Consider the following 14,822-nt stretch of genomic DNA (forward strand, 5'->3'; position numbering starts at 1 on the left):
CACCGGGCCGCAGGGAGGGGAGAAGAGATTTGAGCGTGGTTCCAATCACATCTGCCGATCTAGATGCCGCCGAAGTGTCGTGGTTTGCTGCGCTTTGCTCGGACGACTATCAATTCTTGGGCGTGCCAGATGGGGCCTTGCGCTCATCTTTTACGCATTGCTCGGATATTGTGAAAACCGCTGAAAACCACGGCTTTCGCAATGTGCTATGCCCCTCGTCCTATCAGGTGGGACAAGATACCCTCAGCTTTGTGGCGGGCTGTGCGCCGATCACCTCCAAGATTAACCTGCTGGCGGCTGTGCGCTGTGGCGAGATGCAGCCCATCATGTTGGCGCGCACCATCGCGACACTCGATCACATGCTGGAGGGTCGCCTGACTGTTAACATCATCTCTTCGGATTTTCCTGGTGAGGTGGCCGACAGTTCATTTCGCTATCAGCGGTCGCGCGAGGTTGTGGAAATCCTGAAGCAGGCATGGACGCAGGACGAGATCAATTACAAGGGCGAAGTTTATAACTTTGAAGGCCTGACCACTGACCCCGCGCGCCCCTATCAAAAGGGCGGGCCGCTGCTGTATTTTGGAGGCTACTCGCCTGATGCGCTTGAGCTTTGCGGTCAGCATTGTGACGTCTATCTCATGTGGCCTGAGCGCGAGGACGAGTTGCGTGGACGGATGCAGGCCGTGAATGCCGTGGCCGAGCGTTATAACCGCACGCTTGATTACGGTTTGCGCGTCCATGTGATCGTGCGCGACACCGAGGCCGAAGCGCGCGAATATGCCGAATATATCGTTTCGAAACTTGACAAGGATCAGGGGGACGCGATCCGAAATCGCGCGCTTGATGCCAAATCCCTTGGGGTGAGCCATCAGTCGAAAAACCGCGAGATTGCGGATGATGCGGGCTATATCGAACCCCATCTTTGGACGGGTGTTGGCCGCGCGCGGTCTGGCTGTGGGGCGGCGCTTGTTGGCTCTACCGATCAGGTTTTGTCACGGCTTGAGGATTACCAGAAAATGGGCATCCGCGCCTTTATTCTTTCGGGGTATCCGCACAAAGACGAGGCAGAGCATTTTGGCAGCCGCGTGTTGCCGCAGATGAAAACTTGCTCTTTGCCCCATGAATATGGCCGCGTGCCCGCTACATTGCCGAATACACCCCTAGGCGGAGGCGTTCGCAAATGACCAAAACACCCCCCACTATGCCCCGCGTCCAAATCGCCGAGGGCCTAAGTTTTAGCCGTCTTGTCTACGGTATGTGGCGGCTTGGCGATGACACGGATACCTCCACCGATCATGTCATCGCAAAAATCGAAGCCTGCTTTGCCCAAGGAATCACAACCTTTGATCAGGCGGATATTTATGGCGCTTATACCGCTGAGGGCATTTTGGGTGCCGCGTTGCGCGCGCGGCCCGATCTGCGGGCCAAAATGGAAATCGTCACAAAATGCGATATCGTGGCCCCGATTGGCCGCTATTCTGACGCGCCTATAAAATATTACGACACATCCGCAGCTCATATCACGCAATCTGTCGACACCTCTTTGCGCGAGATGGGGATTGATCAGATTGATCTGCTACTCATTCACCGCCCCGATCCGCTGATGGATCACCACGAGACGGGGGCCTGCCTTGATGGATTGATCAAAGCCGGCAAGATCCGCGCAGCGGGCGTGTCGAATTTCCGCTCTTGGGATTGGGAGTTGCTTCAATCCGCGATGAGCGCGAAATTGGTGACCAACCAAATTGAGCTGTCGCTGTCTCATATCGCGCCCTTCACAAATGGGGATTTGAGTTTCCATCAACGCCATGCACAGCCCGTCATGGCGTGGTCACCTTTGGGGGGGGGTGCGCTGATGACGACACGCGAGGGGCTGTTGGCCACGCGTCTTGACGCGATTGCAGCAGAGCAGGGCGTGGATCGTGCGGCTGTTGCTGTGGCCTTTCTCTTGGCCCATCCTTCGACAATCTTGCCTGTGCTTGGCACCAATGCGTTGCCGCGCATTGCCACTATTTCAGACGCGCTGCGCGTGCGTCTTGATCGGCGCGATTGGTTCTCGCTTTACGAGGCCGCGCTTGGCCACGAGGTCGCCTGATGGATCAGAAGATGCGCCGCCACCCCCTCAGCAGCTTTGTGCCGGACCCAGCAAACCCGCGCGCCTTTCGCACGGCGCTTGGGTGTTTTGCAACGGGTGTGACCATTGTTACAGTGGCAAGCGATGAGGGGCCCGTAGCCATCACGGCGAATAGTTTTACATCCGTGTCTCTCGATCCTGCATTGGTCTTGTGGTCGATTGATCGCGCTTCGCGCCGCTACCCCTTTTTCGGTGCGGCCCCTGCCTATGCCATTCATGTTTTGGGGGCGGATCAAGAAGATCTATGCTGGCGCATTGCGCGCGATGCAAAGGGGCTTGGGCCCGATGATTTTGATATGAATGCCGAAGGTGTGCCCGTGCTGCATGACTGTCTTGCGCGGTTTGAATGCACAACTTGGGCCAATTACGCGGGCGGTGACCATGACATCATGGTCGGCCAAGTTCAGCGTGCGGGCTATTGCGACTTGGGTGGGTCGCTGGGATTTTTCCGCGGCAAGCTTGGCCATTTCACCGTGAGGGAGACTGAGCCCGCATAACCAAGTTACCCCGATGAAAAGGGGGAAAGTGAGACGACCAAAACCAACGGGAATGTTTAAGGGAGGAATTACATGACCGCTAAGTTTACCAGCACTGCAATTGCAGCACTTATGGTTGCAAGCGCAGCCCCCGCTTTCGCGGATGAAATTACGTTTTTGTGCTACCAGGACGGCAATGAATGCGATGTGATCGGCGAAATACTGCCCGAATTCACCGCTGCCACAGGCCATACTGTTAACATGGAAACCGTTGCCTATGACGTGATCCGTGATCAGTTGGAAAACCAGTTGCAAACGGATGCGGCCCCTGATGTCGCGCGCGTGACCAATTTGGGCGGCTTGAACCAGTATTACCTTGATCTCGCGCCCTATGTCGATCGTGGCGCATGGGAAGCGGCCTATGGCGCAACCCTGCCGTGGTTCCGCGCACCAGGTGCGGGGGATGATGGCATTTACGGGTGGATGACCCAGCTGACTGTGACAGGCCCCTATGTCAACGTCTCGCTCTTTGAAGATGCGGGCGTAGATATGCCAGGTGATGGTGCAACATGGGACGATTGGGCAACGGCCTTGGCCGAAGTTCAGGCCGCAACAGGCGTGACCGCAGGCTTGGCTATGGATCGTACGGCCCATCGTATGGCGGGCCCTGCGTTTTCCTATGGCGCGAAGTTCTTTGATGATGCAGGCAACCCGATCCTTGTGGATGAAGGGTTCCGTAACTTTGCAGAAACATTTGTGGGTTGGCACGCCTCGGGCTTGATGCCTGCAGAAGGGTGGCCTGCAGGTGAAGGCACGCAATATCGCAACGCTGCACCGCTGTTCCAATCAGGCGAAGCTGTGATGCACATGTCGGGCTCGTGGATGATCAATTCCTACTCGGAAAACATCACCGATTTCGAATGGCGCGCGGTTCCGGCGCCATGTGGCGTAGGTGGCTGTGGCGCAATGCCAGGGGGTGCCGCGATCACGGCGTTCAAATCGACCGATGCACCTGAAGCGGCTGCGGCCTTTATTGATTTCCTCGCCTCTGAGGAAAATGCGGCCCGCTTTGCATCTGCAACACGCAACATCACCGCGCATCAGGGCCTTCAGGCTTCGGGTGTTGATTATGGCGATGCATCCCCTGCGGTTGCGGCGGCGCTGTCGGTCTTTGCGGCAAATGCTGGCAAGGCAGCAGAAACCACACCGCAGGCTTACACCTTCCAAGGTTACGCCAAGAATTTCGTAATCTATGGTGTTGTGCCTGACTACCTGACCAAAGCAATCACTGGCGAAATGAGCCTTGATGATGCTTTGGCCGCGATTGATGCGGATGTTGCCGCACAAATCGCACAGTAAGTGAACCAAAGGACGACCCTGCAATGATTGACGCCTTCATCGCCGCATTTGCAGGGTCACCTTGGCCACTTTATCTGGCCCTCTACTTGGCCGTGGGGTGGGTGTTGATCCGCCCCACTGGCCCAATCACGGGGCAATTGGCCTCGATCATGGGATGGCCGATTGAGATGACACAGCGCCTCGCAGGCGCGACTGGTCTGTCCTATTTGTTCCTTTTGCCCAATATGTTGGTCTTTGGCCTGTTCACCTTTGCCCCGATGTTTATCAATTTGGGGTTCGCGGTGACCGAAGGCCAATCCATTCTCTTTGATGAGCGTGCCTTCGCAGGTCTTGATAACCTGCGCCGTCTTGTGGCCGAAACACAGATTGACACGGGCGCCGCCAATCTTGAGGACGACAAGTTTTTCTCGGCCGTCTACGACACGGCGATCTTCGTGATTTTCCAAGTGCCCGTTATGATCCTCGTGGCGCTTTTATCTGCGCTTGCCCTCAACCGCCAAATCATCGCGCGCGGCTTTTGGCGTGCGGTGTTTTTCTACCCTGTGATGCTGTCGCCCGTGGTGGTCGGCTTTTTGTGGAGTTTGATCCTCAAGCGGCAAGGCGTTTTGAGCCAAAGCCTGATCATGTGGGGCTGGATTGAGGAGCCGATCCAATGGCTCACCGATCCGTCATGGACAATGTTTTGGTCTGTCTTTGTCTACACTTGGGCGCATCTTGGTTTCTATATGCTGATCCTGCTTGCAGGGCTGCAGGCAATCCCGCGCGATGTGTATGAGGCTGCTGAAATGGATGGCACATCCGCCTTTCGGCAATTGACCCGCATCACCATCCCGCTGCTTGCGCCGACCCTGTTGGTGGTCACGGTTCTGTCGCTGATCAAAGCCTTTCAAGCATTTGAGGAACTCTATGCCATGTCGGTGCGGTGGTCTTCGCTTGTGGCATATATTTTTGAAACATCAGGTCTGCGGGGTCAGGCCACAGCCAATGGTCTGGGGGTTGCGGCGATGGCATCGTTGATTGTGGCTGCGGTTTTGATCGTGCTGTCGTTGTTGCAGGTTTGGCTCTCATCGCGGGGGGCACGGCAATGAGCGGGGCATGGGCATTTCTGACCCGCAAGGCAGGCGGGCCACGCGCCAACTGGTTGGATTACCTCACCTATGCCTATCTCTTGCTGGGTGTGGTTGTGATCCTCGTGCCTGTGCTGTGGCTGGGGTTGAATTCGCTGAAATCTTCGGCCCAGTTGGAGCGCCAAGACCTATCGCTTTTGCCTGCCCGCTATGAACAGGTGGCGCGCGCCACAGTCACAGGGCCGGAGGGCAAGCGCATTTTCTACATCAGTGATCTGCCCTATTGGGTTTTGGATTGGTCGGATCTGCCAGATGCGCAAAAGGCACGACACGATTTATCCGCCTTTTTGGCAGGGTATGAGGGGGATGCGCTTTATGCCTTGCGGGCGCATTTGGGCCTTTTGCCTGAGATGACGCGTGACTTGGTTGGACGGGAAAACCTGCCTGATTGGATTTTGCGCTATGTGTCCATGTCGGCGCAGGCCCGCAGTGAATACGATGTTGCGGCCATCATCGCGGGGCTTGGCCCCGAAGATCAGCGACTTTTGTCGGAATTTCTATCGCTTGATCCTTACGAGCCATCGGCCATTTCTGTTCAGATTTTGGCCCGCGCCCCTGATCCAGTTACAGGTATTGAGACACTGTTTGGGGTGTCGCGCATCAACCCCACGCGCGAAACAACGCCCGCGCGCTATGTTGATAACCGCAGCGCGGAGGTGGTGCAGCTTGCCACGGCCACCATTCGTACAGAGCGCAGCTTTGCCCCCAGTTGGGAAAACTACACCGATCCCCTTTTGGGGCGTGCCTTTGGCGTAAACGTGAATTTTGCGACCTGCTTTACCAATTCGGTTTTGGTCACGGCCATTGCCACGGCCCTGACCTTGCTCATCAATTCGATGGCGGCCTTTGCGCTGGCGAAATATAAATTCCGCGGCCAAGTTTTGTTCTTTGTGATCATCTTGGCCACGCTGATGGTGCCCCCCACCATCACGCTTGTGGGCTTGTTCAAGGCAATCAATGCCACGGGCCTGTCAGGGTCGATCTGGGGCGTTATCATTCCAGGGGCGGCCACCCCAACGGGGGTGTTTTTGCTCCGCCAATATATGCTGTCGATCCCCGATGAATTGATCGAGGCAGCGCGCATGGATGCGGCGAGCGAATGGAAGGTCTATTGGCGCATCATTTTGCCTTTGGCCTTGCCCGCGATTGCAGCCTTGGCGATCCTATCGGTGATCTGGCGCTGGAATGATCTGATCTTGCCGATGGTGGCCATCGCGACCACCAAAGAGGCCTATACAATTCAACTTTGTCTGCTTGAATTTCGTGGCGAGCATCTCAGCCAAGAGCATTTCCGCCTCGCTATGACCATGGTCAGCCTCGTGCCTGCGACCTTGGTCTTTGTGTTCTTGCAGAAATACATCACCACGGGCATTGCCAATACGGGATTGAAATAGTGAGTGACCTACAGCTGAAATCAGTGATCAAGCGCTACGGCTCGGTCGAAGTGATTCATGGCATTGATCTTGAGATCAAGTCAGGCGAGTTTTGCGTCTTTGTTGGCCCATCTGGCTGCGGAAAATCCACGCTTCTGCGGATGATTTCGGGGCTTGAGGGGATCACGGGCGGCGATGTCGTGATCGATGGGGTTGTGGTCAACCACGTGCCCGCGGCACAGCGTGAATTGGCGATGGTGTTTCAATCCTATGCGCTTTACCCGCATATGTCGGTGCGCGGAAACTTGTCTTTCGGGCTTGAGAACCTCAAAATGCCGAAAGCCGAAATTTCCCGCCGCGTGGAGGAGGCCGCGCGTATGCTCCGTATTGAGGCGTATCTGAACCGCCGTCCTGGTCAATTGTCGGGCGGGCAGCGTCAGCGGGTTGCCATTGGTCGCGCGGTTGTGCGCGAGCCAAAGATTTTCCTTTTTGACGAGCCGCTGTCCAATCTTGACGCTGAGCTGCGCGTGACGATGCGCCGCGAGATTGGCAACCTCCATCGCCGCCTTGGGAACACGATGATCTATGTGACCCATGATCAGGTCGAGGCGATGACAATGGCCGATAAAATCGCGGTTTTGCGCGATGGCAGGCTGGAACAATTTGGAACCCCGTTAGAGCTGTTCAATAATCCAGATAACCGCTTTGTTGCGGGCTTTATCGGGTCGCCTGCGATGAATTTCCTGAAGGGCGAAATCGCCGAAGGTGGGGTGGCTTTGGCCGCTGGGGGTCACATTCCCCTTGGGCCGCGCAGCGGTGTTGGTCAAGGCGATGTAATCGAATTGGGCATCCGCCCACGCGACATTAGCATTGCCAAAACAGGCGGCGTGAAGGGCGAAGTGACCGAAGTCGAACAATTGGGCAGCGAAAGCTATATCTTTGTCACCCTGCCGTCAGGGGAGCCGCTGGTGATCCACCAAGCGGGCCAGACTGATATCGCCATTGGCCAAACAGTTGCTGTCAAGCTTGCCCCTGAGGCCGTTCACATCTTCCGTGCCGATACAGGGCGTGTGTGTCGGTGACCCTGCGCAACGCTGACATCCTCTCTGGCCTTCAGCGCATTGGGCCAGGGTTGCTGATGGCGCTTTTGGTGGCGATGGCTGCGCAATTCCTGTCGGATCATTACGGCGCGCCTGTGATGCTGATGGCGATTTTGCTCGGCATCCCATTTCATTTCCTCTCGCAAGAGCCGCGTATGGCCGCAGGCATCCAATTTGCGGGCCGCACCGTTCTGCGCATTGGGGTGGCGCTGCTTGGCCTTCGCATTAGCGCGCAATTGTTAGAAGGCATTGGCGTGGCCGAAGCGGTCATGCTGGCGATGGCGGTCGTCACCACGATTGGCGCGGGAATTTGGCTGGCCCCGCGTTTTGGCAGATCGGGCTATTTTGGGTTTCTTGCGGGTGGCTCTGTTGCCATTTGTGGTGCCTCTGCGGCGCTTGCCATTTCAGCGTTGCTGCCAAAACGGCATGTGGCCGAAGATGATGTCACCTTCACTGTGGTGGGGGTGACGGTGCTCTCGAGTGTCGCGATGATCATCTATCCGATGATCGCCACCTCGCTTGGTCTGTCGACCCATATGGCAGGGATATTCTTAGGCGGCACCATTCACGATGTGGCCCAAGTTGTGGGGGCGGGCTATTCCATCTCGGATGAGACGGGGGATCTTTCCACCTTGGTCAAATTGTTTCGCGTGATGATGTTGGCCCCCGTGATTTTGGTGGCGTCTTTGATCCTGCGCAAAGCCCATCTTGAGGCGGGCGAGGGCGGGAAAGCCCCGCCGCTCATCCCTGCTTTCGTGGCGGGGTTCATTGCATTGGCCATTCTGGGCACGATGCAGCTTGTGCCGCCGTTGATCACAGAGAGCGTGAACATTGTCTCGCGAAGCTGCCTTGTGGTAGCCGTTGCCGCCGTTGGGATGAAAACCTCGTTGCAGGCATTTGCATCAGTTGGGCGCAGCGCCTTGGCGTTGTTGATCACCCTGACGCTGCTGATTGCGGCTTTGGTGGCCATTGGCCTCGCGGTCTTAGTCTAGGCCTACTTGTTTTGCGGGGCTGATTTGCAGACCCGTATTTTGGCGCGCACCTTGTTCATGCCGATCTCAAAGGCGGCATGATCAGCCAATATCTTCGCGCGCGACCGATAGGGTTTTAAGGATGGCATAGACCGCCCGCCCTTCGTTCAGGCCCAATAGATGGGCCGAGCGGCGGGTCACACGGGCCAAGATCCGCCCCAATTTCGTGTCGACTGCGACCAAAACGGCGGGGCCATCGCCGCTGCGCATACTGTGAATTGTGCCTTCGATGACATTGAGCGCCGATAGGTCTTGTGGTTTTTGGGTGGCCAAAATCACCTCATGCGCGGCGATACGCAGTTGTAATTTTTGCCCCAAATCGCCGCTCAGACGCGGCACAAAAAGGGCCACATCGGCGTTGCGTAATTCGCTGACCCCATCCGCGTGATGCGCCGTCAGCGTGGCCTCAATAACGGCCCCCGCTTCGCGTGATCCTGCAGGCAGGCTATGTGGGTCAGAAAAGACCTCGCTTGGGCGCCCTTGCGCCTGTATCCGCCCCGCCTCAATCGTGATCACTTCTGTCGCTAAGCGCGCAACCTCGGTGGGGGCGTGACTTACATAAAGAATGGGAATGTCCATTTCATCGCGCAGACGTTCAAAATAGGGCAGGATTTCTTGCTTACGCGCCTCATCAAGGGCTGCCAGTGGCTCATCTGCCAGAAGGATACGGGGGGCCGCTAACAACGCGCGCCCGATTGCCACGCGTTGCTTCTCGCCGCCTGATAGCATTGCGGGTCGCCGCTGCAAGAGGTGCCCGATCCCCAACATCTCGACAATATCTGCGAAATTCGGGGCAGGGCGCGCGCCGCGATAGCGCATCCCATAACGAAGATTTTTTGCAACGCTCAGATGCGGAAAGAGGCGCGCCTCTTGAAAAATATAACCGGCTTGGCGCTCATGCGCGGCAAGGTTTATCCCGCGCGCAGGGTCAAACAGATCCATGTCCCCCACGCGGATATAGCCTTCATCAGGCGTGATAAGACCCGCGACTGCATTGATCACGGTTGTTTTGCCCGCGCCCGAGCGGCCAAAAAGGGCAGTGATCCCGCGGCCGGCTTGGAAGTTAAGATCAAGTGAAAACCCACCGATCTGGTAACGAAGCCTCAGATCAAGCATCACGTCCCCCGATACGTTTTGACAAAGCCCGAGCCAGAATTTCTGACAAAACGAGGGCAAGAATAGCGATAAAGATCGATACGGCGACTAAGATCAGTGCGCCCTGTTCCCCGTCTGGTTGCTGTAAAAATGTGTAAATTGCCGAAGGGATTGTGCGGGTTTGATTTGGAATATTCGAAACGAAGGTGATGGTGGCGCCAAATTCCCCCATGGCCTTTGCAAACCCCAAAATCGTGCCAGTCAGAACCCCTGGCAGGCTCAGAGGCAAGGTGAGGGTGGCGAAGACCGCCCAAGGCGGCGCGCCTAGACTGCGGGCTGCATCCTCAAGTTTGGGGTCAACCGCCTCAAGCGATAGGCGCATCGCGCGCACCATCAGCGGAAAGGCCATGACCGCCGCGGCAAGGGCTGCCCCCGTCCAATGAAAGGCAAAGCCCAGACCGAGTGCAGCCAAGGCTTGCCCCACGGGGGTTTGCGCGCCAAAGGCCAAAAGAAGCACATATCCCGTCACCACAGGCGGCAAGATCAGGGGCAGATGAACCGCTGCATTCAAGATTTGCTTTCCAAAAAAGTTACAGCGCGCCAAAAGATAGGCAACCCAAAGTGCGACAGGCAGGCTGGCCAAGGTGGCCCAAAAACTGACCTTGAGGGATAGCGCGATTGCGGCCCATTCTGCGGGGCCGAAAAGATCACTCATTTCTCAGCCTCCGCCAGTGTCTCAAATCCATTCGCCGTGAAAATCATCGCCGCGTCATCCCCGCGCAGATAGGCGAGAAAAGCCGCGGCCGCAGGTTTCATCTCCGCACCAAGCGCGGCGGCAGGGTAGCGGATTGGGTCGTGACTGTCTGCCGGGAAGGTGCCAATGATATGCACCTGCGTGCTGATCATAGCATCGCTGCGATAGACCACTCCAAGGGGGGTTGCCCCCGCTGCAACTTGGGCAAGGGCGCTGCGCACATTGTCGAATTGCGCGACCCGATCCGCGACCGTGTCCCAAAGGTCGAGATGGCTGAGCGCGGCGCGACCATAAATCCCTGCAGGCACGGCATCAACAAGGGCCATGGCCAGATAACCGCCGTCCAGAAAATCGGCCAAATTGATCTCGGGCGTGATATTCTGATCCGATTGATCTAGACCTTCCCCATGCGCCACAAGAACCAATTGATTGCCCAAGAGATCAAACCGAGCATCGGGTGCAATCAATCCCGCTTGGGCGATGCGATCCATCCAGTCGGTATTGGCTGAGATAAAAATATCGGCAGGCGCGCCCTGTTCAATCTGACGGGCCAGCGTAGAGGACCCTGCATAAACCATGCTGACCTCGAAATCGCTTGCTGCCTCAAATTTCTGTTCGATTTCATCTAGGGCTGTCGCAATGCTAGAGGCCGCGAACACCAATATCTCTTCAGCCCGTGTCAAAGTCGGGCTAAGGCACAGCATCAGGGTCAAAAACATAGGACGGATCGGGGCGTTCATAGGTGCAGAGTTTCCGCGACCAATGCCGCTTGTGCAAGGGCCTTATGCGCTCTTGATGACCTCGGCCACATAGTCGCGCCACCTTGGGCGGGCGATGCCAAAGGTGATTTGGGTTCTGTGACACTCAAGGCGACTTTTGAGGGGGCATGTCGAATGCGTGAGATGATCCCGCGTGGGGATGGGGGTGATGGTCACCTGATCACCGCTTTGTGCGAGAATTTCAGCGGTGAAATCGGCCTAATAACCATCGATGGATTGAATTTACGAAAAACGCCCCTCGCAAAGCAATTTGCGGGAGGTTCTTACGCCAAATTTTGGCTTTCGATACAATGAAACCGCCCCATATCATCCTCACCCACAAGCGCCAATGAGGCGACCTCAAAAGGCTGTGGTATCACAGGCGCGAAATGCGCATGCAGGCGGGACACCAGATCATCGGCCTCGGCTTGTGGCAGGCGTCCTGACAAGGTCAAATGAAAGCGGAATTCTTCAAGCACATGGGGATAGCCCCATTTGATCAACATCTCCTCCTGACGGCGAGTGAGGTTGGCAGATCTACGCTTGGCCAATTCAGACTCGGATGCAGGCGCACGAAACGGATCCAACTCTTTGACCATCGTTGCGGCCAGCTCTTGGAGCACGGGATCATGACTTGCAGGGACAGCGGCGACAAAGCTCCCTAAACGACGGATTTCCAAAACGGGGATTTCAACCCGCGACGTTGCTTTGCACAATTCACGGAACCTTGCCGCAAGGTCATTGGCGCTTTGACCCTTGGCCAGTTTAAAAGGTGGCTTGATCGTTGCGTGAAACCCGTATTTGCGGGGGCTGTCGGTGATCTGTGCGATGGGCCTCGATAGGCCCGCAAGCTCAGGATGCGAGCGCTCAGTGCCTTGGCGGTTGCACCAGCCCAACCAATCTGCGCCAACACGATAAAATCCGCCATCCGGCAGAAAATATACCGCATATCGGCTATATTCGGACATTCCGCGCTCCCCTTTCGGCTTGGGGTCGGCCTAAGATCTGCGTCCTGATTTGGCAATGATTACTTTGATCGCAGGATTAATTCCGCTGCAATGCATGCGCCATGGTCGCCCCTAATTCGTAATAGGCCGCGCGCAATTTGCCAAATCCCGTTACCGATTTTTGTTTTGGAGGCATCGGCCAGAGGTTATGGTCTTGTTGCAAAAGGGCCTGCGCAGCGGCTGTGCCAAATACTGTTCCGGGGCCTATCCCGCGCCCTGAATATCCAAACACCGCCGCACCATTTGGCCCGATCTCCAAGACTTTGGGAATATGGTCGCCCGTCATGGCGATACGCCCTTGCCAGATATGGCTAAAGCCTTGACCTGCCAATTGCGGGAAGGTTTGCGCCAATTTGCGCGCTGCCCATGCGTGATGCATGCCGCCCCCAAGCCGCCCTTCAACATTGCCAATCGCGCCCAAAATCAGGCGCCCTGCCGCATCCATGCGGAAGGAACTCATGACCATTGCTGTGTCCCACGCCCCTTCACCGCCCGCTAGAATTTTGCTGCGCAAGCTCTGCGGCAGGGGTGTTGTGGCAAATTGGCTATAATAAACGGGGATGAAGCTGGGCCTGTAACTGGAAAATCCGGCCATGTGATAGGCATTGGTGGCAATCAATGCGGATTGCGCGGTGATCTCGCGCCCTGCCGCGCGCGCCATCCAAGCACGGCCCTGATGGGTTAAATCTTCAACTGTGAGGGGGGCAAAGATCTGTGCCCCTGCCGCTTGGGCCGCGCGGGCAAGCCCGCGTGCGTAAGCCAGAGGTTGAATCGTGCCAGCACGCGGATCAAACAGCGCTCCTGCAAAGTTAGGGCTGCCCGTGCGCGCGGCGGTTTCCTCGACATCAAGCAGCTGCAAGGGCGCGCCATATTGGTTGCCTTGGCGATGGCGGGTTGTCAGATCATTCAACCCCGCCGCGTTATGGGCAAGGTGCAAGGTGCCGTTACGCGTGGCTTGGCAGGCGATATTCTCGCGCGCAATCAGATCAAAGACACGGGCAGGGGCCGCGCCAAGCGTATCAATCAGCGCTTCACCCGTTTTGACGCCGAGGGTTTTAATTATCTCCTGCGGCGGCAACCACAGGCCTGCGTTCACAAGGCCCACATTGCGCCCCGATCCGCCATGGCCGATCTCTTGCGCCTCTAGAAGCGCGACCTTGGCGCCCATGCGTGCGGCCTCTAATGCCGCAGAAAGGCCAGTGAAGCCGCCCCCGATGATCAAGAGATCAACCGCGCTTGGTAAAGCGTCTGCGCTGTCGGCTGTCACCTGCTCGCACGCGGTGCTATGCCACAGATTGCCCTTTGATCCAAAAGCCCCAGACGCCTGCATCGGCGCGCCCCTTTGTGATTAGAAAAACGCCTGAAGCCCTGTTTGCGCGCGCCCCAAAATCAGGGCATGCACGTCATGTGTGCCTTCGTAGGTGTTGACCGTCTCAAGGTTTTGCGCGTGCCGCATCACATGATACTCAGCCATGATCCCATTGCCGCCATGCATATCCCGTGCATCGCGCGCAACGGCCAAGGCTTTGCCGCAATTGTTGCGTTTGATCAGGCTGATCAATTCGGGCGCACAGCTACCCTCATCCATCATGCGGCCTGCACGCAAAGCCCCTTGCAGGCCAAGCGCGATTTCCGTCTGCATATCGGCCAGCTTTTTCTGAAACAGCTGTGTTTGCGCAAGAGAGCGGTCGAATTGGCGGCGGTCGAGCCCATATTGGCGGGCGCGATGCCAGCAATCTTCGGCGGCACCCATCACCCCCCACGCAATGCCATAGCGCGCGCGGTTGAGGCAGCCAAACGGCCCCTTCAGTCCCTCGACATTTGGCAAAAGCGCATCTTCTGGCACGGCAACCTGATCCATCACGATCTCTCCCGTGACCGAAGCCCGCAAGGAAAGTTTGCCCTCAATCTTGGGCGCAGACAGGCCCTTCATTCCTTTCTCAAGGATGAAGCCGCGAATCTTGCCGCCATGGGCCTCCGATTTTGCCCAAACGATAAAGACATCCGCGATAGGTGCGTTGGAAATCCACATCTTTGCGCCGTTCAACACATAGCCATCTGCGGTTTTCGTGGCCGTGGTTTTCATCCCTGCGGGGTCAGAGCCCGCTTCGGGTTCGGTCAAACCAAAGCAGCCAATAAGCGCGCCGCTGATCAGTTTGGGCAAATATTTTTGTTTTTGTGCCTCTGACCCGTAAGCATGGATCGGGTAGATCACGAGGCTTGATTGCACGGACATCATCGAACGATATCCAGAATCGACCCGCTCGACAGCGCGGGCGATTAAGCCATAGCTGACATAGCTTGCGCCAATGCCGCCATAGGTTTCGGGCACAGTTACGCCCAAAAGGCCCATTTCTCCCATCATGGGAAATAGTTCAGGCGCAGTGGTTTCGTTCAAATAAGCTTCGGTGACGCGGGGGGCGAGGTGGTCTTGGGCAAAGGCCTCGGCGCTTTCGGAAATCATCACTTCCTCAGGCGCAAGCTGCGCTGCCAGATGAAAGGGATCTGCCCACTCAAAAGCCGCGAGAGCAGGGCCTGATTTTGCGCTGTGACCATCTGGCATCGTTACGTCCTCCAAAGCAAAAAACATATGGCCGACATTGCCGCG

14 protein-coding genes are annotated in these 14,822 nt (G+C 56.9%); 8 read left to right on the plus strand and 6 right to left on the minus strand.

Annotation, left to right across the window (positions count from 1 at the left end):
* The first annotated feature begins 29 nt into the window (after positions 1-29).
* From AAC622_RS02490 to AAC622_RS02525, 8 genes are all read left to right on the plus strand, one after another.
* Positions 30-1,184, plus strand: coding sequence for an LLM class flavin-dependent oxidoreductase (locus tag AAC622_RS02490; RefSeq protein ID WP_340260130.1), 1,155 nt, complete (start codon positions 30-32; stop codon positions 1,182-1,184).
* A gap of 17 nt (positions 1,185-1,201) precedes the next feature.
* Complete coding sequence (locus AAC622_RS02495; RefSeq protein ID WP_340261388.1) at positions 1,202-2,095, plus strand: aldo/keto reductase; 894 nt, start codon at positions 1,202-1,204, stop codon at positions 2,093-2,095.
* An 11-nt stretch (positions 2,096-2,106) separates the two neighbouring features.
* Complete coding sequence (locus AAC622_RS02500) at positions 2,107-2,631, plus strand: flavin reductase family protein (protein ID WP_340260131.1); 525 nt, start codon at positions 2,107-2,109, stop codon at positions 2,629-2,631.
* A gap of 72 nt (positions 2,632-2,703) precedes the next feature.
* Positions 2,704-3,969, plus strand: a complete 1,266-nt coding sequence (locus AAC622_RS02505; RefSeq protein WP_340260132.1) for an ABC transporter substrate-binding protein — start codon at positions 2,704-2,706, stop codon at positions 3,967-3,969.
* A 23-nt stretch (positions 3,970-3,992) separates the two neighbouring features.
* A complete protein-coding gene (locus tag AAC622_RS02510; protein WP_340260134.1) occupies positions 3,993-5,057 on the plus strand; it encodes a carbohydrate ABC transporter permease in 1,065 nt (354 codons plus the stop codon).
* The gene (locus tag AAC622_RS02515; RefSeq protein WP_340260136.1) at positions 5,054-6,490 is read left to right on the plus strand and encodes a carbohydrate ABC transporter permease; all 1,437 of its coding nucleotides are present in this window, start codon (positions 5,054-5,056) and stop codon (positions 6,488-6,490) included. The genes AAC622_RS02510 and AAC622_RS02515 overlap by 4 nt, the downstream gene beginning before the upstream one ends.
* On the plus strand, positions 6,490-7,551 hold the full coding sequence (locus AAC622_RS02520; protein WP_340260137.1) for an ABC transporter ATP-binding protein: 1,062 nt from the start codon (positions 6,490-6,492) through the stop codon (positions 7,549-7,551). Before AAC622_RS02515 ends, AAC622_RS02520 begins: the two co-directional genes overlap by 1 nt.
* A complete protein-coding gene (locus AAC622_RS02525) occupies positions 7,548-8,561 on the plus strand; it encodes a YeiH family protein (protein WP_340260138.1) in 1,014 nt (337 codons plus the stop codon). The genes AAC622_RS02520 and AAC622_RS02525 overlap by 4 nt, the downstream gene beginning before the upstream one ends.
* An 81-nt stretch (positions 8,562-8,642) precedes the next feature.
* Here AAC622_RS02525 and modC read toward each other — a convergent pair whose 3' ends face one another.
* The 6 genes from modC to AAC622_RS02555 all read right to left on the minus strand — a co-directional run bounded on the left by modC (position 8,643) and on the right by AAC622_RS02555 (position 14,777).
* Positions 8,643-9,716 (minus strand): molybdenum ABC transporter ATP-binding protein, encoded by a 1,074-nt coding sequence (modC, locus tag AAC622_RS02530; protein ID WP_340260139.1) that lies wholly within the window; start codon positions 9,714-9,716, stop codon positions 8,643-8,645.
* Complete coding sequence (gene modB / locus AAC622_RS02535) at positions 9,709-10,410, minus strand: molybdate ABC transporter permease subunit (RefSeq protein ID WP_340260140.1); 702 nt, start codon at positions 10,408-10,410, stop codon at positions 9,709-9,711. The genes modC and modB overlap by 8 nt, the downstream gene beginning before the upstream one ends.
* Positions 10,407-11,189, minus strand: a complete 783-nt coding sequence (gene modA / locus AAC622_RS02540; RefSeq protein ID WP_340260141.1) for a molybdate ABC transporter substrate-binding protein — start codon at positions 11,187-11,189, stop codon at positions 10,407-10,409. Before modA ends, modB begins: the two co-directional genes overlap by 4 nt.
* A gap of 302 nt (positions 11,190-11,491) precedes the next feature.
* The gene (locus AAC622_RS02545; RefSeq protein ID WP_340260142.1) at positions 11,492-12,175 is read right to left on the minus strand and encodes a DUF1045 domain-containing protein; all 684 of its coding nucleotides are present in this window, start codon (positions 12,173-12,175) and stop codon (positions 11,492-11,494) included.
* A gap of 76 nt (positions 12,176-12,251) precedes the next feature.
* Positions 12,252-13,544, minus strand: coding sequence for an NAD(P)/FAD-dependent oxidoreductase (locus AAC622_RS02550; RefSeq protein WP_340260143.1), 1,293 nt, complete (start codon positions 13,542-13,544; stop codon positions 12,252-12,254).
* An 18-nt stretch (positions 13,545-13,562) separates the two neighbouring features.
* Positions 13,563-14,777, minus strand: coding sequence for an acyl-CoA dehydrogenase (locus AAC622_RS02555; RefSeq protein ID WP_340261390.1), 1,215 nt, complete (start codon positions 14,775-14,777; stop codon positions 13,563-13,565).
* Positions 14,778-14,822: the final 45 nt, after the last annotated feature.

This window comes from Roseobacter sp. HKCCA0882 (assembly GCF_037805225.1).
In the GTDB taxonomy this organism is placed as follows: domain Bacteria; phylum Pseudomonadota; class Alphaproteobacteria; order Rhodobacterales; family Rhodobacteraceae; genus M30B80.

Bases quoted from the DNA above. Each gene is read 5' to 3' on its own strand.
- AAC622_RS02495 (WP_340261388.1), top strand. From the start codon at position 1,202: ATGCCCCGCGTCCAAATCGCCGAGGGCCTAAGTTTTAGCCGTCTTGTC.
- AAC622_RS02500 (WP_340260131.1), top strand. From the start codon at position 2,107: ATGCGCCGCCACCCCCTCAGCAGCTTTGTGCCGGACCCAGCAAACCCG.
- AAC622_RS02505 (WP_340260132.1), top strand. From the start codon at position 2,704: ATGACCGCTAAGTTTACCAGCACTGCAATTGCAGCACTTATGGTTGCA.
- AAC622_RS02510 (WP_340260134.1), top strand. From the start codon at position 3,993: ATGATTGACGCCTTCATCGCCGCATTTGCAGGGTCACCTTGGCCACTT.
- AAC622_RS02515 (WP_340260136.1), top strand. From the start codon at position 5,054: ATGAGCGGGGCATGGGCATTTCTGACCCGCAAGGCAGGCGGGCCACGC.
- modC (WP_340260139.1), bottom strand. From the start codon at position 9,716: ATGCTTGATCTGAGGCTTCGTTACCAGATCGGTGGGTTTTCACTTGAT.
- modB (WP_340260140.1), bottom strand. From the start codon at position 10,410: ATGAGTGATCTTTTCGGCCCCGCAGAATGGGCCGCAATCGCGCTATCC.
- modA (WP_340260141.1), bottom strand. From the start codon at position 11,189: ATGAACGCCCCGATCCGTCCTATGTTTTTGACCCTGATGCTGTGCCTT.
- AAC622_RS02545 (WP_340260142.1), bottom strand. From the start codon at position 12,175: ATGTCCGAATATAGCCGATATGCGGTATATTTTCTGCCGGATGGCGGA.
- AAC622_RS02550 (WP_340260143.1), bottom strand. From the start codon at position 13,544: ATGCAGGCGTCTGGGGCTTTTGGATCAAAGGGCAATCTGTGGCATAGC.
- AAC622_RS02555 (WP_340261390.1), bottom strand. From the start codon at position 14,777: ATGCCAGATGGTCACAGCGCAAAATCAGGCCCTGCTCTCGCGGCTTTT.